The organism is Cytobacillus sp. FSL R5-0377 (assembly GCF_038004385.1).
In the GTDB taxonomy this organism is placed as follows: Bacteria; Bacillota; Bacilli; order Bacillales; family Cytobacillaceae; genus Cytobacillus.
The window spans coordinates 4,071,738-4,095,203 of sequence record NZ_JBBORA010000001.1; the positions used below are offsets into that span (position 1 = coordinate 4,071,738).

A 23,466-nucleotide genomic window follows, 5' to 3' on the forward strand; every position below is an offset into this window, starting at 1 on the left:
ATGCTTTGGTCTCAAAAAAGGAGTGAGAACATGAATACTCATGCAAAGATTAAACAATGGCTGGAAGAAAATAAGCAAAGAGGAACAAGACTTCTTCAGCAGCTGGTACAGGAAGGGAGCATCCGCGGACATGAAAGCAGTGCACAGGCCGTCATCATTGAAAAATGCCGCAAACTTGGACTAACTCTTGATATTTGGGAAATAGGCAAGGAGGATTTAATCAAACATCCTGCCTTTTGTTCAGATCGAAAGGATTTTTCCGGGAATCCGAATGTGGTCGCTGTTTTGAAAGGGACCGGCGGAGGGAAATCCATCATCTTAAATGGTCATATTGATGTTGTTCCAGAGGGAGACCGAAATGATTGGGAGCATGATCCATTTAGCGGCAGAATTGAAGATGGAAAGCTATTTGGCAGGGGTTCAACCGATATGAAAGGCGGTACAGTTTCGCTCCTGCTTGCTATGGAAGCCATTATGGCGCTTGGAATTAAGCTAAAAGGCGATGTGATTTTTCAAAGTGTCATAGAGGAAGAAAGCGGCGGGGCAGGTACATTGGCTGCAGTCCTAAGGGGGTATTCAGCTGATGGGGCAATCATTCCGGAGCCGACAAATATGAAGATCTTCCCAAAACAGCAGGGCTCGATGTGGTTCCGGATAACCGTCAAAGGGCGTTCAGCACATGGGGGAACCCGATATGAAGGCATCAATGCCATTGAAAAAGCAATGTATATGATTACAAAGATACAGGAGCTTGAGAAGGTTAGAAATCTTAGAATTGATGACCCGCTCTTTTCAAAGATTCCTATTCCGATTCCTATTAATATTGGAAAACTATACAGCGGAGAATGGCCTTCCTCAGTACCGGATATTGCGGTTATAGAGGGAAGGATGGGGGTAGCACCGGATGAAGAGATGAAATCAGCCGAAATAGAGCTGGAGGATTGCCTGAAGGAAGCAGCAAAAAATGATAAGTGGCTTAAAATGAATCCTCCTCAAGTTGAATGGTTTGGGGGACGGTGGCAGCCTGGTGACTTGGAGCAGGATCATCCTTTAATGACTGTACTATCGGAATCCTTTGAAGCTGTAAAAGGAAGGCAGCCGGCTGTTGAAGCATCACCATGGGGCACGGATGGAGGTATATTATCCAAAGTGGGTAATACACCTGTTGTAGTCTTCGGTCCTGGCGTGACGGAGGCCGCACATGATGTTAACGAATTTATTTCATTACATGAGGTTTTTGAAGCGGCTGAAATTATTGCTCTGGCCATACTGGAATGGTGCGGCACTAATCAGGGAGAGGAGAAATAAAGATGGGATCGATTAATATAAGAACAGCGATACCGGGGCCAAAAGCGAAGGAGTTATTGGCTAAAAAAGAGCAAAATGTTCCAAAGGGTCCATTTAACACGATGCAGACCTTTGCAGCTAAAGGGGATGGAGCACTTCTGACAGATATCGATGGAAATACTTTTCTTGATTTTGCAGGGGCAATTGGGACACTGAATGTTGGACACTGCCCGCCAAGGGTTGTTGAAGCCCTTCATGCCCAAATTGATCAATACCTTCACCCATGCTTCCATGTCATGATGTATGAGCCTTATATCAAGCTGGCAGAGAAGCTCAACAGCATTACCCCTGGCAATCATAGCAAGAAAACCTTCTTTTTAAGCACCGGAGCAGAGGCTGTGGAAAATGCAGTCAAAATAGCAAGGAAATATACCGGCAGAAAAGGAATTATATCATTTGAACGGGGCTTTCATGGGCGGACCTATATGTCCATGAGTTTAACGAGCAAAGTAAAACCTTATAAATATGAATTTGGGCCATTTGCTCCGGAAACGTATAAATGGCCATATCCTTATTATTACCGGAGTGAGGGCCTGAAGGAAATGGACCATGACAATGCCTTACTTAGTAGATTTGAAACGTTTTTTTTGAGCGAGGTGCCGCCTGAAGAAATCGCTGCTGTCATTATGGAGCCTGTTCAGGGCGAAGGAGGCTTCGTAATGCCGTCATCTCGTTTTGTTAAGGGTGTAAAACAGGTTTGTGAAAAGCACGGAATCCTTTTTATCGCTGATGAGGTACAGACGGGATTTGGCAGGACAGGCAAAATGTTTGCAATGGAGCACTATGATGTTGTGCCCGATCTTATGACGATGTCTAAATCGATCGGTGCCGGGTTGCCGATCAGCGCGGTTACTGGCAGGGCTGACATAATGGACTCACCGAATATCGGTGAAATAGGCGGAACTTATGGAGGCAGTCCGCTCGGGTGTATGGCCGCTTTAGAGGTAATTCGAACAATTGAAGAAGAAGGGTTATTAGAAAGGGCCACTGAAATCGGAAGTCTTTTCACTGAAAAATTTTCTGATTTTCCTTTAAAATATAAACAAGTGGGTGAAGTGCGTTCTTTAGGAGCAATGTGTGCCATTGAATTTGTTAAAGACCAGGAAACAAAGGAGCCAAATAAAGAAATTGTTCAGGAAATCCTGTCGAAGGCACACAAGCGCGGCTTAATCATAATGAGCGCCGGCTTATATGGCAATATTATTCGTTTGCTCAGTCCGCTTATTATAACTAATGAGCAGCTAAATGAAGGATTTTCCGTACTAGAAGAAGTAATAGGTGAATGCTGCAAATAAGGAGGAATTCCATTGAAACAACATTTATGGATCAGCGGAAAGTTCAAGAAAACAGAAAACTACAAAGCAGTAAAAAGCCCCTTTAGCGGGGAGGTAATTGCAGAAGTTGCCATGGCAGCTCCTTCCGATGTGAAGTCAGCCATCGATGCAGCAGATCAATCCAGAAAAACAATGGCAGAGATGCCTGCCCATAAACGGGCTGAAATACTGGAAAATGCTGTTGCCCTCTTGAAGGAGGAAAAAGAGGAGTGCGCCAAGATTATTTCGCTCGAAGCTTCAAAGCCGATAAAGGCTGCAAGAGGCGAAGTTGACCGCACCATCATGACCTATACCTTCGCTGCACAGGAAGCGCGCAGGCTTTATGGAGAAACGATTCCGATGGATGCTGCCCCGGGAGGCGAAGGCAGAGTTTCGTATACGGTACGGGAGCCACTAGGGATTATTGGCGCGATCACGCCATTCAATTTTCCAATGAACCTGGTTGCCCATAAAGTGGGACCGGCTATTGCTGCCGGCAACACGGTTGTTTTAAAGCCTGCTTCTCAAACGCCATTGTCCGCATATAAAATCGCTGATATTTTTCACAGAGCAGGGCTTCCTGCCGGAGCGCTGAATGTGGTAACCGGAAGCGGCGGAACGGTAGGGGATGTACTTGTTGAAGACAGCCGCATATCCATGATTACTTTTACAGGGAGCCCCGCAGTAGGCCGGCAGATCCGCGAACATGCAGGATTAAAGAGAGTAACTCTTGAATTGGGTTCCAATTCGGCAGTTGTAGTGGATGAGAATGCAGACTTGGAGAAAATTGTCCCGCGCATTGCTGCTGGAGCATTTGCCTTCCAGGGTCAGGTATGTATCTCCGTGCAGCGCATTTATGTACATGAATCCCTGTACCAGACATTTACCGAGCGTTTTGTTGAGGAAGCCAGGAAGCTGAAGATCGGCGATCCGCTCAATGAGGATACTGATATATCAGCGATGATCTCCCGAAGTGACACTGAACGCGCAGAAAGCTGGATCAGGAGTGCCGTTGAAAACGGAGCAGAGCTTGCTATCGGAGGGAATTCGACAGGGAATACCTTGTATCCAACCGTCCTGCTGAATGTCGGCAAATCCGAAAGAATTTCATGTGAGGAAGCATTTGCACCAGTTGTTCATATTAATTCATTCAGCAGCTTTGAAGAGGCTCTTGCACAAGTGAATGATTCAGAATTTGGCCTCCAGGCCGGGGTTTTCACTAATGATGTGAACAAAGCTTTTAAAGCAGCAAAGGAGCTGCAGGTGGGCGGGGTAATGGTAAACGATTTCCCAACCTTCCGTGTAGACCATATGCCGTATGGCGGAGTAAAAATGAGCGGAATGGGACGGGAAGGAATCAAATATGCTGTTGAAGAAATGACAGAGTTAAAGCTGATCAGTTTTAAAATCGATTAAGGTGAGGGACAGAAATTTGATTTACTGATTCAGCCGGTAAATGAATGTGTTTGACGGGTGATTCATTTATTGGCTGTATTACCGTGAATTCTTTATGCCACCACAATGCCTGGCCGCCTGGCCGGGCAGTTTTATTAATAGAAGGGAGTCTTAGCTATGAATCATACTGCTTCAGTAAAAACTATAAAAAATGAAAACTTAGTGGCTGAGTTCTATCTTGATCCATTCAATAAGCGATTAAGGGTAGATGATTATGCAGGGAGCCTGGCAGAAACCGTCAACGAAGCAGAGAAAGCAGCAAAAGATTTTCAGTTTGAGAAATTAATATTTAGGGGAAGAGCTGAAAATTATATAGATCTGCTCTCATTGGGCTATCAGTGCGAAGCTGTTATTGACGGATATTTTCGGGGCTCTGATCAATACTTTTTTTGCAAGTATTTTACTGATGAAAGAAGGACAAGTGGACAATGGATTTCTGAGGACAGCATCGTAAAAAATGTAACCGCGCTTGAGAAAAATCCAGATGTCAGTATGCCTCCTTCTGAATATACGCTTATTAAAATAACGGAGCAGGAAGCAGAAAAACTGGCTGAACTATACCGTCAAGTATTTAAGATTTATCCAACACCTCTTCATGATCCCTCATATATTAAAAAGACAATCCGGGAAGGCACCATTTATTACGCATTTCTCTATAAGGAAGACCTTGTCAGTGCTGCTTCGGCGGAAATCAACTTATTTTATAAAAACGCAGAATTGACAGATTGTGCAACGCTTTCGTCACATCGTAAACATGGTTTAATGAAAATACTCCTTGAAAGATTAGAAAAAGAGTTAATGTCGCAGGGTATATTTTGTGCCTATTCCATTGCGAGGGCGCTGTCATTTGGCATGAATGCTGTTCTGCATCAGCTGGGATACTCCTATCGGGGCAGGCTGCTCAACAACTGTTACATTTTTGATAAACTGGAAAATATGAATGTTTGGGTTAAGAATTTGGCATATTCTGATTAACCAAAAAGAAGTGCCGAATTTTCAGCACTATCCTGACAAGTTTTCGGCACCTTGTCATATACATAAACTGGGGGGATTTAATGAATGAAACTCAAAGTATCTCAAAAGAGGTTCTGGCAGCCATATTAAAGGGCATTGATGAGGGAATACATGTTGTGGATCTGAATGGAATTACTATTTTTTATAATGAAATAGCAGCAAGGCACGATGGCCTGGCGGTTTCCGAGGTTATCGGAAAACCCGTTCTGAAAGTATTTCCTTCCTTGAATGAAGAGACAAGCACTTTACTAAAAGTAATGAAAACCAAAACTCCGATATATAATCAGACTCAGTCCTATGTAAACTTTCATGGTGTTCAGATAGAAACCATTAATACAACTCTCCCGATAACTGTAAATGGGCAGTTAGCGGGAGCTGTCGAGATCGCTAAGGACTATTCCAGGCTGAAGCTTCTTTCCGAAAGTCTTCTGGATTTACGAAAAAGAATCAAACAGCCGGTCAAAAAAAAGACTGCTGCCAAAAATGTTCAATATACACTCGATAGCCTTTTAACTGTAAATAATGAAATGAAAAATATTAAAAAGGAAGCAGCTAAACTGGCAAAGTCCGATTCTTCCATTCTTGTTTTTGGGGAAAGCGGGTGCGGAAAGGAGCTCTTTGTTCAGGGGCTTCATCATGCTTCTTCAAGAACGGAAGGGCCTTTTATTGCCCAGAACTGTGCAGCTATTCCGGAGTCTTTGCTTGAAAGTATTCTCTTTGGGACTGCTAAAGGGAGCTATACAGGAGCGGTAGACAGGCCGGGGCTTTTTGAATTAGCCGATGGCGGGACACTCTTTCTGGATGAAATACATGCCATGCCGATTGAGCTGCAGGCTAAACTGCTCAGGGTGCTCGAGGATGGCATTGTCCGAAGAGTTGGAAGTCCAAAGAGCTCTCGGGTCAATGTACGGGTGATTGCAGCTATGAATATTCATCCAGTGGAGGCACTTGAGAAGAACCAAATGAGAAAGGATTTATTTTACCGCCTGAACGTTCTCACTTTCGGCCTCCTGCCTCTAAGGGAGAGAAAAGAAGATATTGAATATCTGGCATATCATTTTATTAAACAATTTAATCAAGTATTAAACAAAAGCCTTTCAGGCATCGGGGACGAAGTGCTGGAGTTTTTCAGGCAATATCATTGGCCTGGAAATGTCAGGGAATTAAAGCATACAATCGAATACATGATGAATGTCTGTGAGGAAGACTATCTTAAAGCTGAGGATTTGCCGGTTATTATGAAACAGCAGCTTCGAAGGTATAAACAGGATTTTCCAATAAAAGTTCAGCCGTTAAAGGCGAGTATGGAAAAGCAGGAAAAGGCATTAATCGAAAAAGCTCTGCAAAAGACAAACGGAAATATAAAAAAAGCCGCAAAGCTGCTGGAGGTGCCTCGTCAGACGCTGCAATATAAACTGGCTAAGTATGATATTGTGATAAATCACAGAATCCCAGTCAGTAACACTCAAAAAGGTGCCAAATAACCGGCACCTTTTTTGTTGAAGAAAATGAAAAATTCCAAACTGCTGCTAATAATCGCCAATCCGAAAGGGTTTCATATAATAGTACTAAATATTCTGAATTGGCATAAAAATTGCAATGTCTATGTTATAGAAATTCTTAAAGGGGGAATTCAGATGAAGAACTTTTTATATAAACCGGATCGGCATTGGAAAGATATTGAGCTTTGGAAGGATGTCACAGAAGAACAATGGAATGACTGGCTCTGGCAGCTGACGAACACCATTCGGACAGTTGATGATTTGAAAAAGGTGATTAATCTTACTCCTGATGAGGAGGAAGGAGTAAGAATTTCTGTAAAAACGATCCCTTTAAATATAACACCTTATTATGCTTCACTTATGAATCCGGATGACCCGCGCTGTCCAGTGAGAATGCAATCCGTCCCTATTTCAAACGAAATCTATAAAACTAAATATGATCTTGAAGATCCGCTGCACGAGGATGAAGACTCGCCAGTTCCGGGATTAACTCACCGCTACCCTGACCGGGTCTTATTTTTGGTAACAAATCAATGTTCAATGTATTGCCGTTATTGTACAAGAAGAAGATTTTCCGGACAAATCGGCATGGGTGTTCCGAAAAAACAGCTGGATGCGGCAATAAGCTATATCAGGAATACTCCTCAGGTAAGAGATGTTCTCATTTCAGGCGGTGATGGCCTTTTAATCAATGACAATATTCTTGAATACATTCTAAAAAATTTGCGTGACATCGATCATGTTGAGATCATCAGAATCGGAACGAGGGCTCCGGTTGTGTTTCCTCAGCGGATTACCGAGAATCTATGCAATATCCTGAAAAAGTATCATCCGGTGTGGCTAAATACACATTTTAACACATCCATTGAAATTACCGAAGACTCCAAGAGAGCTTGTGAGATGCTGGCCAATGCAGGTGTGCCTGTGGGTAATCAGTCCGTTATCTTGGCTGGCATAAACGACAGTGTTCCAATTATGAAAAAACTAATGCATGACCTTGTTAAGATCCGGGTCCGTCCTTACTATATTTATCAATGTGATCTTTCTGAAGGCATTGGTCATTTTCGCGCTCCCGTTTCCAAAGGGCTTGAAATTATTGAAGGGTTAAGGGGACACACATCCGGCTATGCTGTTCCGACTTTTGTGGTCGATGCGCCTGGCGGAGGCGGAAAGATTTCACTGCAGCCGAATTATTTAATCTCCCAAAGTGCTGACAAAGTAGTACTTCGTAATTTCGAAGGTGTAATCACCACTTATCCTGAGCCTGAAAACTATGTTCCAGGCCGTGCAGAAGACTACTTTAAAGAAATTTATCCAGATATGGAAGAGAAAAGATCAAATGTGGGTATTGCCGCTCTAATGAATGACCAGCAATTCAATCTGGTGCCTGAAGACCTGGCAAGACTGGACCGCCGCGAAAAATATGACAGCGATCCTGAGCACAGTTCCTTGAAAGATAAACGTGATAAACGGGATGAATTAAAGGAAAAGAAATTCAATGCTCAGCAGAAAAAGCAGAGCCCTGCAGCAGAAGCGAATTCGCAAACTGCAGCTGCCAAGGAATAGGAGGAGAGGAATGGGAAGTAAATGTGCCTGGTGTGAAAGCCAAAATATAAATGCAAGCAGTGAAACGGTTTATTGGGAACTCCCTGATGGAACTAGGGCCATCCAAATACATGAGACGCCTTCTGTTACCTGCAGGGATTGTAATATGGTCTATCAGTCAGATGAGCTTGTTAAGTCCATTGAGGACCAGCTGTTTTTGATCGATGTGAAGAAGATCGGAAAAGAAATAAATTATGAAAAATTGATGGAGCAGCCAAGGCTGCTCAAGCGAAATTACTTTGATTTCTCTTCCTAAGTTAAGTGAAAAAAATGGCAGCCTGCAGAAATGCGGGCTGTTTTTAATATGTATAAGTAGACGAACTTAGCACAATTCGATTATAGTAGGTAATACATTAATGAACGACAAAATAAAAGGGAAGAGGTTAGTATGTCAAAAACTTTCTATCACTTTTTAATGAAATACAGACATCCCGCACCAAAAGATAGTATCAGCCGTTTTGCCAATGACGCATACGAGGACCACAGCTTTCCGAAAACGTCATATGATTATGAAGAAATCAGCTCTTATCTGGAGTTGAACGGTTCGTACATGGAAAGCATGTCTGTATTTGATGAAGCCTGGCAATTGTATGTTCTTATCGAAAGTTGAATGATTCCTTAAAAATACTCCGGTTCTGGAGTGTTTTTTTTTTGCTTTTCGTAAAGTTTGTTGCTTTTTCATAAGCTAGTTTAATATGCTGAGTTGATCTTCGCTGTGGGTACTTGATCCTCGAAAATGCTGACGCATTTTCTTCGTGTGGTGTCTATTCAAGGAAGCTTATTCAATGTCCTGCGGGAGGAGAGGGAAGTGTGAGACCCCGCAGGCGAAGCCGAGGAGGCTCGCATTCCTCCCCGCGGGTTCGCTGCGTGCCTTTCGCTGCAATCAACGGGCAGAATTCATAATCAAAAAACATCAATGGTTTAGAAAAGAGCCTTTTTTTATTGACCCTTTTCGTATAATGCTGCTTTTACTGAGTTATTCTTCTCTGTGGGCACAAGACATGAGCAGAAGGGGAATCTTCGGCTAGGCCGGGGCGCCACTTTCTGCAGAAAGCAACGGGCTGTATTCATTAATAAAACAATAATCTATGAATTTAAGACCTGCAGTTATAAAAAACTGCATCTTTGCTTTTTGATTGATTGTGATGAACGTACGGACGATTTTCATAAAAAGTGCATATACTATTGTATTCACTACTCACGACTCAGTCATTGAGAGGATGGAGGAAATGAGCAAAAAGAAAAAACCCAAGTACAAAGTCGGTGATACAGTCGTGATCACTATTTATGGTACAGTCGGAAAAGTAACAGATGTAAAGTGGCTAGATGATATGTACGTCTATGAAGTCAATAAAAGTGAAGGTCTATATATGGAATCCAGCCTTCAAATGCTGTCTGAGTATGAAGGTGAGATTATGGAAAAGGAGCATATTGACATCGAATATAAATACTTTTTTGGCGACCTTGTCCAAGTCAAGGGGTATGGTTCGGATCTTTTTAAAATCGTAGGCTTCAGGACGGAAATTTGGAGATACAAAGAAGATGCATGGGAAGATGTTATTTATGAGCTTTCGAGAATTAATGACGGGGAATGGCTGGAAGCAGGGGAAGAAGAGCTGACACTTGTTGCGGATGCTGAAAGTGCTGATGCTTTTATTCAAAAGCTGGGGCTCCTTTATATGATTAACAAAAAAGAAAAGCTACCTGATTTAAAGGAATCAGCACATTCATTCCGCAAGGCAGAAAAGGAATTGCTTGAAGGAATAAAAGAAAGAAAAGTGCTGATTGATGGTTTGCTTGATATCTATAATGATTATCGCATTCTCTATGAGATGTTTCAGGATGAAGAGTATAAGCATATCATGCGGGTTATACTCAGAAAGCTGAAGCATATCGCCAACAATGATGATAAGAGCACGGTGTGAAAAGCAGGCAAGGAAGTATTAGGGCTTATTATAGCCAGGTGACCAGGAGATACAGTAAAAATGGGATTCCAAACCATATAATGACCTTAAACCAGGCATTTAATAGATTGCTATAAAGATTTATAAGGGAGCTTTTTTCACTATTGACATCTTCTTTAATTAGTAGGACCAGTCTGGATATACTTGACATGTCGCTGCCTCCTCAATTTCTTTATAAAATGTATTGCTGCAGGCTGTTTATCCTATATGTATGTCCTAACTGAAGAAAAATGCATCGAAAATAAAATAAGGCTGTTTTCGTAAAGTTTGTTGCTTTTTCATAACCTAGTTTAATATGCTGATCTTCGCTGAGGGCACTTGATCCTCGAAAATGCTGACGCATTTCCTTCGTGCGGTGTCCAATCGAGGAGCTAATTCAATGTCCTGCGGTAGGAGAGGGAAGTGTGACCCCGCAGGCGAGGCCGAGGAGGCTCGCATTCCTCCCCGCGGGTTCGCTGCGTGCCTTTCGCTGCAATCAACGGGCAGAATTCATAATCAAAAAACAACAATGTCTTAGAAAAGAGCTGCCTAAAATAAAGAATCTGACTTTTCGTAAGTTGTTCTGCATGAATCCAGGGAGTGCTTCATACATTTTGTACAAAGGGGGCGTTGCTGTGAAGGAAATAGAAGTTGTAATAGACACAGAAGAAATTGCTGAGTTTTTCTTTCATGAGCTGGCAAAAAGGGGATATGTGCCTACTGAAGGAGAATTGGATGAACTTGCTGATATCACGTTTGAATACCTGCTTCAAAAGTGCATCATTGATGAAGAAATTGAAGATGACTGATATAGAAAAATGACGAGGAATGGTGCTCGTCATTTTTTTGCGGAGCAGCAGAATATGTATATTACATAATTTAAGCATGCTATAACAAGCCGCTCAGCATTGATTGTAAGTACAGCGGATACAGCAATTCCCAAAAAAATATAAGCTGCCTCATCTGAAAATGAAACCTTCTTGTTATAAGTACGTATATCTAAGTAAAATAAGTGCTTTGCTTTATTTATGGCTAAGACCTCCGGCAGTGTTAAAATATCGGCAGGAAGGCAATCTTCCATAAGGTAAAGAACTTAAAATAATAAGGCTGTTTTCGTAAAGTTTGTTGCTTTTTCATAAGTAAGTTAAATTTGCTGAGTGGATCTTCACTGCGCGTTTTTCGCTGCAATCAGCGGGTGGAATCACTATTAAAAAACAACAACAAACTTTAAAAAAAGAGCCTAAAATAAGAAACAGGGAGAGAAGCATATGTCATTTTTTAATAAGGTCCTGGCAAGTGTGGGAATTGGATCAGCAAAAGTGGATACGAAACTTGAAAAGGATTCAGCAGTACCGGGCGAAGCCCTCAGAGGCGTGGTTGAGATAACAGGGGGAAGCGCCGAACAGAAAATCGATGATATTTACCTTTCAGTGAATACTACTTACATTAAAGAATCAGATGATAAAAAATATACGGTCTCCGGTCTGATTGACCGTTTCAGGCTCGCTCAATCCTTTATCCTGGCTGCGAATGAACGTAAGCAAATTCCTTTTACCTTTAACCTTCCAGCTGATACACCTTTGTCTTTTGGCAAAACGAAAATATGGGTGGCGACAGGACTGGATATAAAAAACGCGGTGGATCCTGCAGATAAGGATTATATTCGTGTAGCTCCAACTCCGCTGATGGATTCTGTATTGAACGCTGTTTCAAGCATGGGATTCAGGTTGCGGGAAGCAGAATGCGAACAGGCTCCTCACCGGCTGCGCAGAAGGCTGCCGTTTATCCAGGAGTTTGAATTTGTTCCAGTCTCCGGTCCCTTCAGAGGAAAGCTTGATGAATTGGAAATTGTATTTTTTCCACAGTCAAACGGAGAGATTGAGGTTATGATGCAAGTTGACCGTAAGGCAAGAGGATTAGGGGGATTTCTTGCAGAAGCAATGGAAATGGATGAAACATTTGTCCGTATCACTGTTTCAAATGCGGATATTCCTTATATGCAGCAAAAGCTTCTGTCGGCTATTGCAAAATATGCTTAATTCATTGCGAAAACGATGGGCATCACCCATCGTTTTTTCTTTGGTGGCTGGGAATGCTATAGCTTTTATGTCAAAAGTGTTTTAATTAAATCCTGTCCTTTTAAAAAGGGAGTAATAAGTGCGTACATAATAGAATCCGGAATCCTCTTCTCATCTCCGGAAATAATGCCGTGAACACCGAGCCTCTGCATGTCTGCATATTGGTATTGTTTGCTGATGGTCCACGAATATATCTCATAATCGAATAATTCAGCTTGATTAATGAAGGACTTGGAAAGCAGGAGATGGTGAACAGATAGAAAAGAGGTAAAATCGCGGTAGGATGCCAAATGAAACAAGTCCAGGTGTTTGCTCAGCACCAGCCCTGCAGGAATTTCGGGAGCCAGCTCGTGAAACCTTTTCATTTCATTAATATGGAAGGATTGGACTTTTATCTGACTGTCGGATTTGTGAGTGTTTAGTATGTCTGCGAGAATTCCTGTCATGTCCGGCTGATTTTCAGGTGCTTTCATTTCAATGATAATTCCTATTTTTCCGCTCGTTTGGTTTAATACTTCCGTCAATAATGGGATTTTTTCACCCTCAAATTCAGGAGAAAACCAGGAGCCTGCATCCAGTTTTTTTAAGTCATTAACTGTCAACTCCTCAATTAGCCCTTCACCATCTGTAGTACGCTGAACATTCGCATCATGAATAACAACCAGCTGTTTATCTTTGCTCAGCCTTACATCTAACTCGATATAGTCAAATCCCATTTCAATAGCTTTTTCAAAAGATGCAAGCGTGTTTTCCGGTGCATGTGCAGATGCGCCTCTGTGTGCAATAGATTTAAATGGCATGAGAGGCTGAAAAAAATAGGAAAAAGTCATTAATAATAATCCAATTAGGATTGAAAGCAACACGGGCTTTTTCGTTACCAGCAATTTCTTTCACCTCCAGAAAAGATTTTTATACATTATATGCAGTACAAAGATTTTTGTAAGCGTTTTCATAGGGGGGAACGCTGTTAATCGACAAAAATAGTATTTCTTTGATGGAGGAAACGACAAGAAAAATGGCTAATTTAATAGTAATAAAAAATGGTTTGCAGAAAATAGGCAACTGGCAGGAATACGATTTTAAGAACTTAGTGGATAGATGACTAGTCACTTGATGTATTGTTTTCATCCAAAATAACAGATGCTGAAATAAGAGGGGGATGCCATATGCTGAAGGAATTAACAAGAATAAAAAGAAGAGAGTACGATGTTACGATCTTTCAAACACCTGAATTCAGGGGCAAAAAAGGCTTTCAGCAAGTATATCGCCTAAATGTCCAAGCTTTAACTCATGAGGAATGCCTTGAATCTGTTTTTAGAAAGTTTAATGTGCATGACCGGATACCCGGAGATTTTGACGGCAGATTTATATCCACAGGAGATATACTCTATATTGATGAAGGAAGAAGAGGTCAATTTTATTATCAGCTTAAGCCGGGCGGCTGGGAAGAAATTAATCGGATACATATACGCTAAATAATAAACAGGAGGGCCTGCAGCTCTCCTGTTTTATTTTATTAAATACTTTATTCAGTTATGTGTGATCCCGGGCTGTTTTTGCGTTTATTGGCTGTGAACTCCTTGCCGTGCGCTTCCTGCTCTGCAGCAATGGCTTCTGCAGGAATGTGATTATTTTTCTTTGGAGAATTTATACGGTTGCGGTGCTTTTTGCCCATCTTATATCCCTCCGCTTATCGGTTGCTTTTTGTTTTAACTGTTTTGGATGTATGAGGCTCTGTGTTAGCTCTGGAAGATGGATTGGTTTCATTGGCATGCTGGACTGCCTGCCTGAGTTTTTTGCTCATTCCTTTTTGCGGCATGATTACAACCTCCTTTGGAAAAGCTAAAATTATCTTTCCCGCATTAAGAAAAAACATGCCTGTTTATTAGTTTCTAACTGATGGCACATATGGTATAGTGTGACATGGAAGCATTTACAGAGGATTCAGAACTAATTTGGAGGTTAGATTTATGAGCGTACATATAGGTGCTAAAGAGAATGAAATTGCGGAAACGGTCCTGCTTCCCGGAGACCCTCTGCGTGCAAAATATATTGCAGAAACATTTTTAGAAAATGCGGAGTGCTACAATGAAGTCCGCAACATGTTTGGATATACAGGAACATACAAAGGGAAGCGCATATCAGTTCAGGGTACCGGCATGGGAGTGCCATCCATTTCCATCTATATTAATGAACTGATGCAAAGCTATAATGTTCAAAACCTGATTAGAGTAGGAACGTGCGGCGCGATTCAAAAAGATGTAAAGGTTCGCGATGTAATCCTGGCGATGAGCTCTTCTACAGATTCTCAAATGAACAGGCTCACTTTCGGAGGGGTTGACTTTGCGCCAACAGCGAACTTTGATTTATTGAAAAAAGCTTATGATGCAGGTGTTGAAAAAGGATTAAACCTTAAAGTCGGAAATGTCTTTACAGCTGATATGTTCTATAATGACAATGCGGAACTTGAAAAATGGGCAAAGTATCAAATTTTGGCGATCGAGATGGAAACGGCGGCTCTATATACTCTTGCAGCGAAATTTGACCGCAAAGCACTATCTGTTTTAACTGTCAGCGATCATATCCTGACAGGTGAGGAAACAACTGCTGAAGAAAGACAAACCACCTTCAATGAAATGATCGAAGTGGCACTTGAGGCTGCTGTTAAGTAATAATATTAATGGAACTGGTTCATTGAGCCAGTTTTATTTTTTTGCTGTGTTTTAATCGTAAAATGGATGTTTTGTGCCGTTTGTCCTGTTTTTAACACAATTTTGGACTAGTTGACGAGTAGTGTTAAAATAGTAATGTTGCAAAGAAATAAAAGGCTGTTTTCGTAAAGTTTATTGCTAATTGTATTATTTTACTGGCTTGATTGTAGCGGAAACTGCGAGATACTCGAAAATGCATGGTGTGCAGGCTAGGATCCAACTTCCTTCGGGAGAAGCGGAGAGGTAAGACCCCGCAGACGCAAAGCGTCGAGAAGGCTCAGGCGCCCGCTCCACAGAACGCTTGAGCATCCCTTCGCTGCAATCAACGGACAATATTGATATGCGAAAACAACAATTTATACGAAATAGCCAAATAAAAAGACAGGTGAGTTTGAATGAAGAAGATCTTAATTATGGCAGGGACTCTCAGCCTTCTGCTTTCCGGCTGCAGCCAGCTAGATCCGTATTTGGATAAAGCAAAGCCTCTTATTGAAAAAATTCCTTTCCTTGGGAAAGATGAAAGCATTGAGGAACCTACTCAAGAAACCGAACCAGAAAACAAAGAAGAAAACAGTGCCGGAAAAGAAGGCAATGAAGACAAAGAAGATATACAAAAGGATCCTCTTTCATTGGAAGCTTCATATTTTAATGATATAAAAACTGTCGATGGAAGAAATATAATCCAGAATCCTGATAATGTGATGGTACTGGTTAATAAACAATTCAGCCTTCCGGATGGCTATGAGCCATCCCAGCTAATAATCCCGGATGTTGCATTTTCTTACGGGAAATTAGATTTGGAAAAGAGCTATATGCGCCAGGACGCAGCTAAAGAATTGGAGAAGATGTTTACTGGAGCTTTGAATGAAGGTGTGGAATTATTTGCTGTATCCGGCTATCGCTCATTTACACGTCAATCGGAAGTTTTTGATGCAGAAGTAAGCAGAGTTGGCAAAGAAAAAGCTGTGCAGGCTGTGGCTATTCCCGGAAGCAGTGAACATCAGACAGGACTTACAATGGATATCTCAAGCAGAAGTGCAAGCCTTGAGCTTTCTGAAGAATTCGGGGAAACAAAAGAAGGAAAGTGGCTTGCTGAAAACGCACATCGCTATGGATTTATTCTCCGTTATCCGAAAGGGAAGGAAGCCATCACAGGCTATAAATATGAGCCTTGGCATTTCCGCTATGTGGGCCATGAGGCTGCGAAGGTCATTTATGAAAAGAAATGGACTTTGGAAGAGTATTTTGATATTGTCAAAAAAATATAAAAGGGGCCAAGATGGCCTCTTTTATTTGCCTTTCTCCTTTAAATTTCTTGATTGAAAATAAAATATAACTGCTAAAATAATGGGTACAGCGGGGAGGGCTGACAGAATACGAAGCACATTTTCTTCCCCTGTTAAGACATATCCCAATGGCAGCAGGAGAAAAAAACTTAATAGAGCAAGTTTCCATGACTGATTCAAGATTCCGGCTATTATGCTGATTAGAGAAAATGAGAAGCTTATCCACAATATTGCGGCTGTTAACATCATAAATCACCCCTTAAGAAAGTGATGGGAGAGCAAAGGTCTGGAACAGGATTTGGAGAGTTTTTTGAATCACCATATAATAAAATATGTTTATGCCTGCAAAACATTAACCTTTTATTTTACTGAGCAAACGCCTTTACAATGTGGTTAAGTATGGCATGGCGGGCTGTCTGTTTACCTGATGTTTATAAGCCTATTTAAATGAGGTATTAATAAAACTAAGGTTACTCGTAAAAAGGAGGCATATGCTTTGGAAAAAGTTTCACTTAAAGTGGTAGGCATGACCTGCAGCCATTGTGAAGAGGCCGTCAAAAATGCCCTTCTATCCATCGATGGCGTGGCAAGCGTCGCGATTGCCTTTCACGATGACTATGCAGAAATCGAATATGACCCTGAAAAATCTGATATGGAAAATTTAAAACAAGCGATAGAAGACCAGGGCTATGGAGTAGCCTGACAAAAGAAAGAGCGCCAAGCAGATTATGCTGGCGCTCTTTCAAGCTTTACACACATTTTTCTTTGTTATTTTTTCGATAAATGTTATTCTAATCAATAAGGATTGTACATAGTTATTTTACGGTGACGAAAGTGGTGAAAAGTTTGCAAAATGAAGATTTAAACAAAGAAACTTCTGAAGCACCAGATAATAACCATTCAGGTTTTATCCGCATGAAAAAGTTTCATTTTGTTATGCTGCTGTTTTTTATTGTGTTCCTTTCAGCAGGAATTACTACCTTTGCACTTGCCTTTGGAGACGAAAAGGCAGTAGATGTGGGAACAAGCGAGAGAAGGGAATTTGATAAGCTATATACAGCTTATGATACCCTTAAAGCAAACTATTTCCAGGAAGTGGATCAGAATAAACTTATTAATGGTGCAATTAACGGTATGCTTGAAGCGCTGGATGATCCATATTCGGACTATATGAATGAAGAAGAAGCCGAAAGTTTTCATCAAAGTATTTCATCTTCTTTTGAAGGAATCGGAGCTGAAATCCAGGAACAGGAAGGCTACATAGTCATAGTATCCCCATTGAAGGGTTCACCTGCTGAAAAAGCCGGGCTTAGGCCTAATGACAAGGTGCTTTCAGTTGATGGAAAAAGCCTTCAAGGGATGAGCTCAACAGAGGCTGTTATGCTGATCAGAGGGGAAAAAGGAACTAAAGTAGAACTGGCAATTCAGCGTCCCGGCACAGATGAGCCTATGAATATTTCCATTACACGCGACACTATTCCGCTTGAAACCGTCTATGGGGAAATGCTTGAAGATGGTATTGCAAAAGTTCAGATTACTACCTTCTCAGAAAATACTTCTAAAGAATTGGTGGAAACTTTAAATGAACTGCAAAAACAGGGCATGAAAGGTTTGGTCCTTGACCTTCGCCAAAATCCTGGCGGCCTTCTCGATCAGGCAGTGGAAATCTCGAGCCTGTTTGTCCCGGATGGCGAGATATTGTTCCAAATTGAAGATCGCAATGGAAATAGAGAAGAAATAAAATCAAAGAAAGAAGAAAATCCTAATATACCATTAGTGGTTGTGATTGATAAAGGAAGTGCCAGTGCTTCAGAAATTCTTGCTGCGGCCGTACATGAATCAGCAGATGTCCCGTTAATCGGTGAAAAATCATTTGGAAAAGGCACTGTCCAGCGTGCACAGGACTTCTCCGATGGGTCAAACATGAAGTTCACTACTGAAAAATGGCTGACACCGGAGGGAAATTGGATTCACAAAAAGGGAATAACGCCTGACCACAAAGTGGCATTGCCGGAATATGCTACACTGCCATTTATTAATCCTGACACTGAATTAAAGCTTTCTGCTTCTTCAGCTCAGGTTAAAGCAGCACAGCAAATGCTAAAAGCTTTAGGATATGATCCTGGAAGAGTAGACGGCTTCTTTGATGATAAGACAGAAGATGCTGTCAAGACATTCCAGGCCGCTGAAAAGCTTGATCAAAATGGAGTATTATCAGGGCAGTCTACTCTTAGACTGATGGAGAAACTTCGTGAAAAAATTGATCAAAATGATACGCAAATTCAAAAAGCAGCTGAAGTGCTGAAGAAACAAATAGGGTCTTAATTTCAAAAGCTCTCCGATTCGGAGAGCTTTTTCTGTCATTGTCAATCGGAGAAATTCCTTCTTCAGGCTAACACTAGCAGGTGGGGATAGTTTAAGTAATGATGCTCCAGAAAAAGGGTATATAAAGCGTTTCTCTTTCCCACAATGGTAGTAAACTTTTCTATAAAGCAGCGCAGGGGTGATTTTCTTGAAAAAAATAATCATATTATTTTTACTTGCTGCAGCTATACTTTCCGGCTGCACATCTTTTCAGCAAAAAGATAACAATAATACAGGGCAGGAGACAGAGATCGGTGAGTCCGACAAGGAGAATAAAGAGCCTTCAGCGAGTGAAAATGGAACGAAAAACTTTTTGCTGATTGGTGTTGACAGCAGAGGTGAAGAGGAATCACGTTCGGATGCCATTCTGCTGGCCAGCTATGATCCTTCAGGAGAGTCCATTAAATTGGTTTCTCTAATGAGGGACAGCTATGTAAAAATACCGGATTATCAATATATGTACAGCAAATTGAATCATGCTTATTATATAGGCGGCAAGGATTTATTAAAGAATACAATAGAACAAAACTTCGGAGTCCATATCGATCATACTGCTATAATTGATTTTAAGGGATTTCCTGCAATGCTTGATGCCATTGCACCGGACGGAATCGAAGCTGAAGTCAGTTCCGCCATGATTGAAGATATGGGACTTGATCTGGAGCCGGGGAAACAGAAGCTTAAAGGAAGCGACTTATTATCATATGTGAGATTTCGCCATGATGGACAAAGTGATTTTGGGAGAGTAGACCGGCAGCAGGAGATTTTGATTGCTCTTAAAGATGAAGTGATGAACCAATTCGCATCACCTGCCGGTTTAGCAAGGTTTCCGGAAGTTATCAGCCAGGCAATGAAATACGTTGATACCGACTTGAAACCTGAAGAAGCATTATCACTGGGTGTGAAGTTTTTAAGGAATCCTGTTACTGATATTGAAACACTTAGGTTACCTGTTGAAGATAGTTATGAAAATAAAACATATGAACATGCCGGTTCGGTTCTACAGCTTGATTTTGAAGAGAATTCGGAAGCGCTTAAGCAATTTTTGGACGATGCTGAAAAGAGATAGCGGAAAAAGAAGGCACTTTTAAAAGCAAATAGGAGCCAATGGGCTCCTATTTACTTTTACTGCAAACTGCAATCCCAAAAGGATAGTGTTTGCCTTCTCTTTTTGGTTCAACGAGAACACTTCTCTGGTAATAAAATTCAGTCTCACCGTAAGACTTGAACAGATCAATAAATTCATCTTCAGTAAGCTGGTGAAAATGGAAAGGCTCGTTTGTTGGCTTTCCTCTCCCGGCTCCGAATGGCGTGGATAAAATGAGAGTGCCGCCTGGCTTCAGCATTTTAAAAAGATTGTTAAGAAATATTTCTTCTGATGCCACGTGTTCAAGGGTTTCAAAGCTCGTTATCACATCAAAGGATCCTAATTCTTCTGGGAGGGTTTCATCTTCCGCATTTGCTTTTACATATTGCACGAGAGGATGATAATGATGCTGTCTGGCATACTTCAGTGTTTCCTCATCAATGTCCACTGCTACAATTCCATTGATTTCTTTTTTCTTGGCTTTTGCCATTATTTTTGAACCGTACCCTGTTCCGCAGGCAATATCAAGCACTCTCCCTTTAGCATAATAAAGGGCAAAATAATAACGTGCCAAATGTTCCAGAAGCATTCCGTTAGTAACCGGCATTTGCTCGGGTATGATCCTTTCTCCGGTATTTTCCAGCATTTTTACTCCACCACCCTTAATAGAAATTATAGCAAATATGGCATATGGTTTGTATGGACTGGTAAAATCATATAAAATGGGTCATTAGACAGGACAGCTATAAAGAGGTGATCCTTTGAAGCAGGTAGTGAAGCTTAATGAAGAGATCCGCAGGCAAATATCAGATATTGAACAAAAATGTGAAAAGCTTGCAGAAAAACTTCTTAATACGTACAAAACAGACTTTCAAACTGAAGAGGGAAATCTGGTGGTGGACTTGGTTCGGACAATAAAAGGCCGGCGTGCATCAGAGGACGATGTGTTTGAAGTTGATTATGAGTCTATTTTGGAACTGGGAATTGAGACAGAGGATGAATTTTTTCCAAATGCTTATATTCCCATTTGGAAATGCAAGCAGGAAATGTTTCATTCCGTTGGCTATTTAACTAATCTGGATATAGATTCAATAGAAAAGAAAATGATTCTTATGATTGAAGAAATGCTGTCAGATTGTGAAGAAGGGGAAATGTATGAATAAAACAGAAATATATATATTATCAGGATTTCTGGGAAGCGGGAAAACGACGCTTTTAAAGCAGCTGCTGCAGGATGAAAAAAAGCAAGGCAGAAAAGTGGCAGTGATGATGAACGAGCTAGGGAAAGTTTCAATTGACTCGGACGCAATTGATGAGGATTTGCCATTAAAAGAGCTGCTTGATGGCTGCATATGCTGTACTATCTCAGATAAGCTGGAAGCCCAGCTTCAGGAATTGTTGATGGTTGAAAAGCCGGAGGCGATCTATATTGAAACTACGGGGGCTGCTCATCCAATTGAAGTTCTCGATAGCATCCTTTCCCCACTCTTTGCTGACAGGATGCAGGTAAAAGGTATTATTTCTGTTGTTGACGGTCCAAGGTGGCTTAATCGAAATATGTTAAGCCCTCAGGTGCAGCAGCTTTTAATTGAGCAGGTTCGGCATGCGGACTTAATTCTCTTAAATAAAGCAGACGAACTTTCTGAGGCGCAACAGGCCCGGCTTACAATGGAGGTTCAGGGTCTGAACAGCCAGGCATACACCATCTTAACTTCATACTCAAAGATCGCTGTGAAGCAGGTAAGAGGCATGTCCTCCGCGAAAAAGAGCAAGGCTTCCAAGTCACATGTTTTTACTGATCTTAAGCTTAGCACGTTCGTTTATCAGTTTCAAAAACCTGTCAATCAGACTGATTTTGAGGATTTTCTTAGAGGGCTTCCAGACACTGTGTACAGAATAAAAGGGTATATGAAGCTGCATTCATCACAGTATCCGTTTCTTTTTCAGTTCTCTTATGGGATGCCGCTCTATATGCAGGAAAACATAAACATGCCTCTTAATATGGTGTTTATTGGAGAAAATCTTGATTGGGCAGAAATCGAACAAAGGTTAAAAATCTTAGAAGCATCTGATTAATCCGGGAATTTAAAGGGAATCGCATTCAATGGGTGCGATTTTTTTCTTGCTTGAATGAATGAATAAAACCTTTTTTTGGGAAACTCATTATATAATGCCTTACCGAAAAAAACATATAAATGAGTGGAATTTATGAAAACATTAAACATAGTCATTATATTCATCTTTCTTCTTTTTGCAGGGGGAACGCACACAACTGCGAGTAAAGAGGGGATTGGCTGGCGGATTGAGATGCTGCCATGGGAGAAAGTGAATGGGATATTGCCGAAATACAGTAAATTTACCGTTCTGGATGTGGAAACGGGAAAGAAGTTTAAGGTTCAGAGGCGTGCGGGCAGCCATCATGCAGATGTCCAGCCATTAAATGCTGAAGAAACTAAAATAATGAAAAGTATTTATGGCGGAAAATGGAGCTGGAAGAGGCGCGCCATTATAGTTATTAATGGAAATCAATGGATAGCGGCTTCCATGCATGGTATGCCCCATGGCGGAGGTGCACTGAAAAATAATTTTCCAGGTCATTTCTGCATTCATTTTTATGGCAGTACGACACATCGAACTAACTTTATGGATTTATCACACAAGCTGATGATCCTGAAAGCGGCAGGAAAGCTTGATGGATATCTCTATAATGCCAATCCATATGAAATAATCAGCGCATTCATGGCCGGACTTAAACAGCAAGATGCAAGGATAGTCCAGCCGATTTCACTTCAACCCATAGACTGGAATAAACTCCTGCCCAAAATTGAGAATGTCAGGTTAAGTGCGATGCCCGTTCTTCCGGCGGAGGATTTGGCAGATGAGCTGAGCATGGAAGTTCCAGTGGAAGCAGATTGGTTCATAAAAAAACGCGGCAGACAGCATTTTCGGGGCAAGATTTATCTTGTGCGCTTTTCACAGGCAGATCCATGGAAAGTGGATAATAAAAGATTCTTAATGGAAAATAAATTAGTGAATGAATAAAAGCCCGAGAACAGAATCTCAGGCTTTTATTTATTTCACTGTTTTTCGCCAAATTTGATGAATGTCCGCTCGTCTTCAACAAGTCCGCAAGCCGCACATTGCACCCTTTTATCAGGGCCCTTATATGGCATATGGAAGGGGGACAGCTGTTCACTGCTGTACTCTTCCATAACATTCCCTGTCTGAGGATCCATTTTAATGGATTGAGGCACCTGTTTAATAATATTGAATCGGCTTCTGTTGGTTTTACAGTTTGGACACCGATAAGGTGAATTCATAACTCATTCTCCTTTCTCGCATATTAGCTGTATTTTTTGCATTTACAAAATTATTTATGTAAAAATACATCTAAGGAAATTTAATTGTTTCCTGTTTTGGAAGGGATGTGGCAAGTTATGAGTCCAAAATATGAAAAGCTTCTGAATGAATACCGGAAGCTTTGGAACAACCGGAAACTAGAAGAGGACACTAATGCAGAAATCATTTTGAAAGAAGCAATCTCCAGGGAACTAAAGGATGAAAATTCACATCCAAGAGTCCGTAAGTCTGTCTATGAAAAATTTTTCCTTGCGGTTAAGAGAATTACTCATTCAGACATGGATGACACATCCAAAGCCGCACTTATCCAGATGCATATCCATGAAGCGGAAGGGTTGAAATAGGGAGGTTCATGCCTCCTTTTTTTAATGTGTAGGTTTATTGCAGATTTCAGGATCCTT

27 protein-coding genes are annotated in these 23,466 nt (G+C 41.2%); 21 read left to right on the forward strand and 6 right to left on the reverse strand.

Annotated features, from left to right (window positions below; translation table 11 throughout):
* Positions 1-30 precede the first annotated feature (30 nt).
* From NSQ49_RS20765 to NSQ49_RS20805, 9 genes are all read left to right on the forward strand, one after another.
* Positions 31-1,308, forward strand: coding sequence for a peptidase (locus NSQ49_RS20765; protein WP_159863983.1), 1,278 nt, complete (start codon positions 31-33; stop codon positions 1,306-1,308).
* A gap of 2 nt (positions 1,309-1,310) precedes the next feature.
* Positions 1,311-2,642, forward strand: a complete 1,332-nt coding sequence (gabT, locus tag NSQ49_RS20770) for a 4-aminobutyrate--2-oxoglutarate transaminase (RefSeq protein WP_159863981.1) — start codon at positions 1,311-1,313, stop codon at positions 2,640-2,642.
* A gap of 12 nt (positions 2,643-2,654) precedes the next feature.
* The gene (locus NSQ49_RS20775; RefSeq protein WP_159863978.1) at positions 2,655-4,076 is read left to right on the forward strand and encodes an aldehyde dehydrogenase family protein; all 1,422 of its coding nucleotides are present in this window, start codon (positions 2,655-2,657) and stop codon (positions 4,074-4,076) included.
* A gap of 156 nt (positions 4,077-4,232) precedes the next feature.
* Positions 4,233-5,090, forward strand: a complete 858-nt coding sequence (gene ablB, locus NSQ49_RS20780) for a putative beta-lysine N-acetyltransferase (protein WP_159863975.1) — start codon at positions 4,233-4,235, stop codon at positions 5,088-5,090.
* Between the two features lie 80 nt (positions 5,091-5,170).
* Positions 5,171-6,613, forward strand: a complete 1,443-nt coding sequence (locus NSQ49_RS20785) for a sigma-54 interaction domain-containing protein (protein ID WP_159863972.1) — start codon at positions 5,171-5,173, stop codon at positions 6,611-6,613.
* Positions 6,614-6,766: 153 nt separating this feature from the next.
* Complete coding sequence (gene ablA, locus NSQ49_RS20790; RefSeq protein ID WP_159863969.1) at positions 6,767-8,197, forward strand: lysine 2,3-aminomutase; 1,431 nt, start codon at positions 6,767-6,769, stop codon at positions 8,195-8,197.
* A 10-nt stretch (positions 8,198-8,207) separates the two neighbouring features.
* Complete coding sequence (locus NSQ49_RS20795) at positions 8,208-8,492, forward strand: YokU family protein (protein WP_159863966.1); 285 nt, start codon at positions 8,208-8,210, stop codon at positions 8,490-8,492.
* Positions 8,493-8,624: 132 nt separating this feature from the next.
* Positions 8,625-8,846: a YozE family protein gene (locus NSQ49_RS20800; RefSeq protein ID WP_159863963.1), complete on the forward strand. Its 222-nt coding sequence runs from the start codon at positions 8,625-8,627 to the stop codon at positions 8,844-8,846.
* Between the two features lie 619 nt (positions 8,847-9,465).
* Positions 9,466-10,161 (forward strand): hypothetical protein, encoded by a 696-nt coding sequence (locus NSQ49_RS20805; RefSeq protein WP_159863960.1) that lies wholly within the window; start codon positions 9,466-9,468, stop codon positions 10,159-10,161.
* Between the two features lie 28 nt (positions 10,162-10,189).
* On the opposite strand, the gene NSQ49_RS20810 is transcribed toward NSQ49_RS20805, so the two are convergent.
* Positions 10,190-10,351: a hypothetical protein gene (locus tag NSQ49_RS20810; protein WP_159863957.1), complete on the reverse strand. Its 162-nt coding sequence runs from the start codon at positions 10,349-10,351 to the stop codon at positions 10,190-10,192.
* A gap of 463 nt (positions 10,352-10,814) precedes the next feature.
* On the opposite strand from NSQ49_RS20810, the gene NSQ49_RS20815 reads away from it, so the two are divergent.
* Both NSQ49_RS20815 and NSQ49_RS20820 read left to right on the forward strand, forming a co-directional pair.
* Positions 10,815-10,988: a YozD family protein gene (locus NSQ49_RS20815; protein ID WP_009332582.1), complete on the forward strand. Its 174-nt coding sequence runs from the start codon at positions 10,815-10,817 to the stop codon at positions 10,986-10,988.
* A 459-nt stretch (positions 10,989-11,447) separates the two neighbouring features.
* Positions 11,448-12,218 (forward strand): sporulation protein, encoded by a 771-nt coding sequence (locus NSQ49_RS20820; RefSeq protein ID WP_159863954.1) that lies wholly within the window; start codon positions 11,448-11,450, stop codon positions 12,216-12,218.
* 65 nt (positions 12,219-12,283) lie between these two features.
* Here the strand turns inward: NSQ49_RS20820 and NSQ49_RS20825 are convergent, their stop codons facing one another.
* Positions 12,284-13,141 carry a glycerophosphodiester phosphodiesterase gene (locus tag NSQ49_RS20825; protein WP_236566199.1) on the reverse strand — a complete coding sequence of 286 codons (858 nt, stop codon included), beginning with the start codon at positions 13,139-13,141 and terminating at the stop codon, positions 12,284-12,286.
* Between the two features lie 282 nt (positions 13,142-13,423).
* Here NSQ49_RS20825 and NSQ49_RS20830 point away from each other — a divergent pair, with 282 nt between their 5' ends.
* Positions 13,424-13,732, forward strand: a complete 309-nt coding sequence (locus tag NSQ49_RS20830) for a YodL domain-containing protein (RefSeq protein ID WP_159863951.1) — start codon at positions 13,424-13,426, stop codon at positions 13,730-13,732.
* A gap of 50 nt (positions 13,733-13,782) precedes the next feature.
* On the opposite strand, the gene NSQ49_RS20835 is transcribed toward NSQ49_RS20830, so the two are convergent.
* Together NSQ49_RS20835 and NSQ49_RS20840 are read right to left on the reverse strand one after the other, a co-directional pair.
* Entirely contained in the window at positions 13,783-13,932 is a 150-nt protein-coding gene (locus tag NSQ49_RS20835; RefSeq protein ID WP_201306521.1) for a hypothetical protein, read from the reverse strand.
* 15 nt (positions 13,933-13,947) lie between these two features.
* Positions 13,948-14,076, reverse strand: a complete 129-nt coding sequence (locus NSQ49_RS20840) for a hypothetical protein (protein WP_009332576.1) — start codon at positions 14,074-14,076, stop codon at positions 13,948-13,950.
* A 151-nt stretch (positions 14,077-14,227) separates the two neighbouring features.
* Between NSQ49_RS20840 and deoD the strand changes: the two genes are divergently transcribed.
* From deoD to NSQ49_RS20865, 5 genes are all read left to right on the forward strand, one after another.
* Positions 14,228-14,929 carry a purine-nucleoside phosphorylase gene (gene deoD / locus NSQ49_RS20845; RefSeq protein WP_159863948.1) on the forward strand — a complete coding sequence of 234 codons (702 nt, stop codon included), beginning with the start codon at positions 14,228-14,230 and terminating at the stop codon, positions 14,927-14,929.
* A gap of 434 nt (positions 14,930-15,363) precedes the next feature.
* Positions 15,364-16,236 carry a M15 family metallopeptidase gene (locus tag NSQ49_RS20850; protein ID WP_159863945.1) on the forward strand — a complete coding sequence of 291 codons (873 nt, stop codon included), beginning with the start codon at positions 15,364-15,366 and terminating at the stop codon, positions 16,234-16,236.
* 514 nt (positions 16,237-16,750) lie between these two features.
* Positions 16,751-16,957: a heavy-metal-associated domain-containing protein gene (locus tag NSQ49_RS20855; RefSeq protein ID WP_159871912.1), complete on the forward strand. Its 207-nt coding sequence runs from the start codon at positions 16,751-16,753 to the stop codon at positions 16,955-16,957.
* A gap of 143 nt (positions 16,958-17,100) precedes the next feature.
* On the forward strand, positions 17,101-18,579 hold the full coding sequence (locus NSQ49_RS20860) for a lmo1851 family serine protease (RefSeq protein ID WP_159871915.1): 1,479 nt from the start codon (positions 17,101-17,103) through the stop codon (positions 18,577-18,579).
* Between the two features lie 187 nt (positions 18,580-18,766).
* Positions 18,767-19,687, forward strand: a complete 921-nt coding sequence (locus NSQ49_RS20865) for an LCP family protein (protein WP_159871909.1) — start codon at positions 18,767-18,769, stop codon at positions 19,685-19,687.
* 46 nt (positions 19,688-19,733) lie between these two features.
* On the opposite strand, the gene NSQ49_RS20870 is transcribed toward NSQ49_RS20865, so the two are convergent.
* A complete protein-coding gene (locus NSQ49_RS20870) occupies positions 19,734-20,351 on the reverse strand; it encodes a class I SAM-dependent methyltransferase (RefSeq protein ID WP_159870193.1) in 618 nt (205 codons plus the stop codon).
* Between the two features lie 115 nt (positions 20,352-20,466).
* On the opposite strand from NSQ49_RS20870, the gene NSQ49_RS20875 reads away from it, so the two are divergent.
* The 3 genes from NSQ49_RS20875 to NSQ49_RS20885 all read left to right on the forward strand — a co-directional run bounded on the left by NSQ49_RS20875 (position 20,467) and on the right by NSQ49_RS20885 (position 22,747).
* On the forward strand, positions 20,467-20,868 hold the full coding sequence (locus tag NSQ49_RS20875; protein WP_159870196.1) for a hypothetical protein: 402 nt from the start codon (positions 20,467-20,469) through the stop codon (positions 20,866-20,868).
* Entirely contained in the window at positions 20,861-21,781 is a 921-nt protein-coding gene (locus tag NSQ49_RS20880; protein WP_159870199.1) for a CobW family GTP-binding protein, read from the forward strand. The genes NSQ49_RS20875 and NSQ49_RS20880 overlap by 8 nt, the downstream gene beginning before the upstream one ends.
* 132 nt (positions 21,782-21,913) lie before the next feature.
* On the forward strand, positions 21,914-22,747 hold the full coding sequence (locus NSQ49_RS20885; RefSeq protein ID WP_159870201.1) for a hypothetical protein: 834 nt from the start codon (positions 21,914-21,916) through the stop codon (positions 22,745-22,747).
* 35 nt (positions 22,748-22,782) lie between these two features.
* On the opposite strand, the gene NSQ49_RS20890 is transcribed toward NSQ49_RS20885, so the two are convergent.
* On the reverse strand, positions 22,783-23,025 hold the full coding sequence (locus tag NSQ49_RS20890; protein ID WP_159870204.1) for a DNA alkylation repair protein: 243 nt from the start codon (positions 23,023-23,025) through the stop codon (positions 22,783-22,785).
* Positions 23,026-23,142: 117 nt separating this feature from the next.
* Here NSQ49_RS20890 and NSQ49_RS20895 point away from each other — a divergent pair, with 117 nt between their 5' ends.
* Complete coding sequence (locus NSQ49_RS20895; RefSeq protein WP_159870207.1) at positions 23,143-23,409, forward strand: hypothetical protein; 267 nt, start codon at positions 23,143-23,145, stop codon at positions 23,407-23,409.
* The last annotated feature ends 57 nt before the right edge of the window (positions 23,410-23,466 follow it).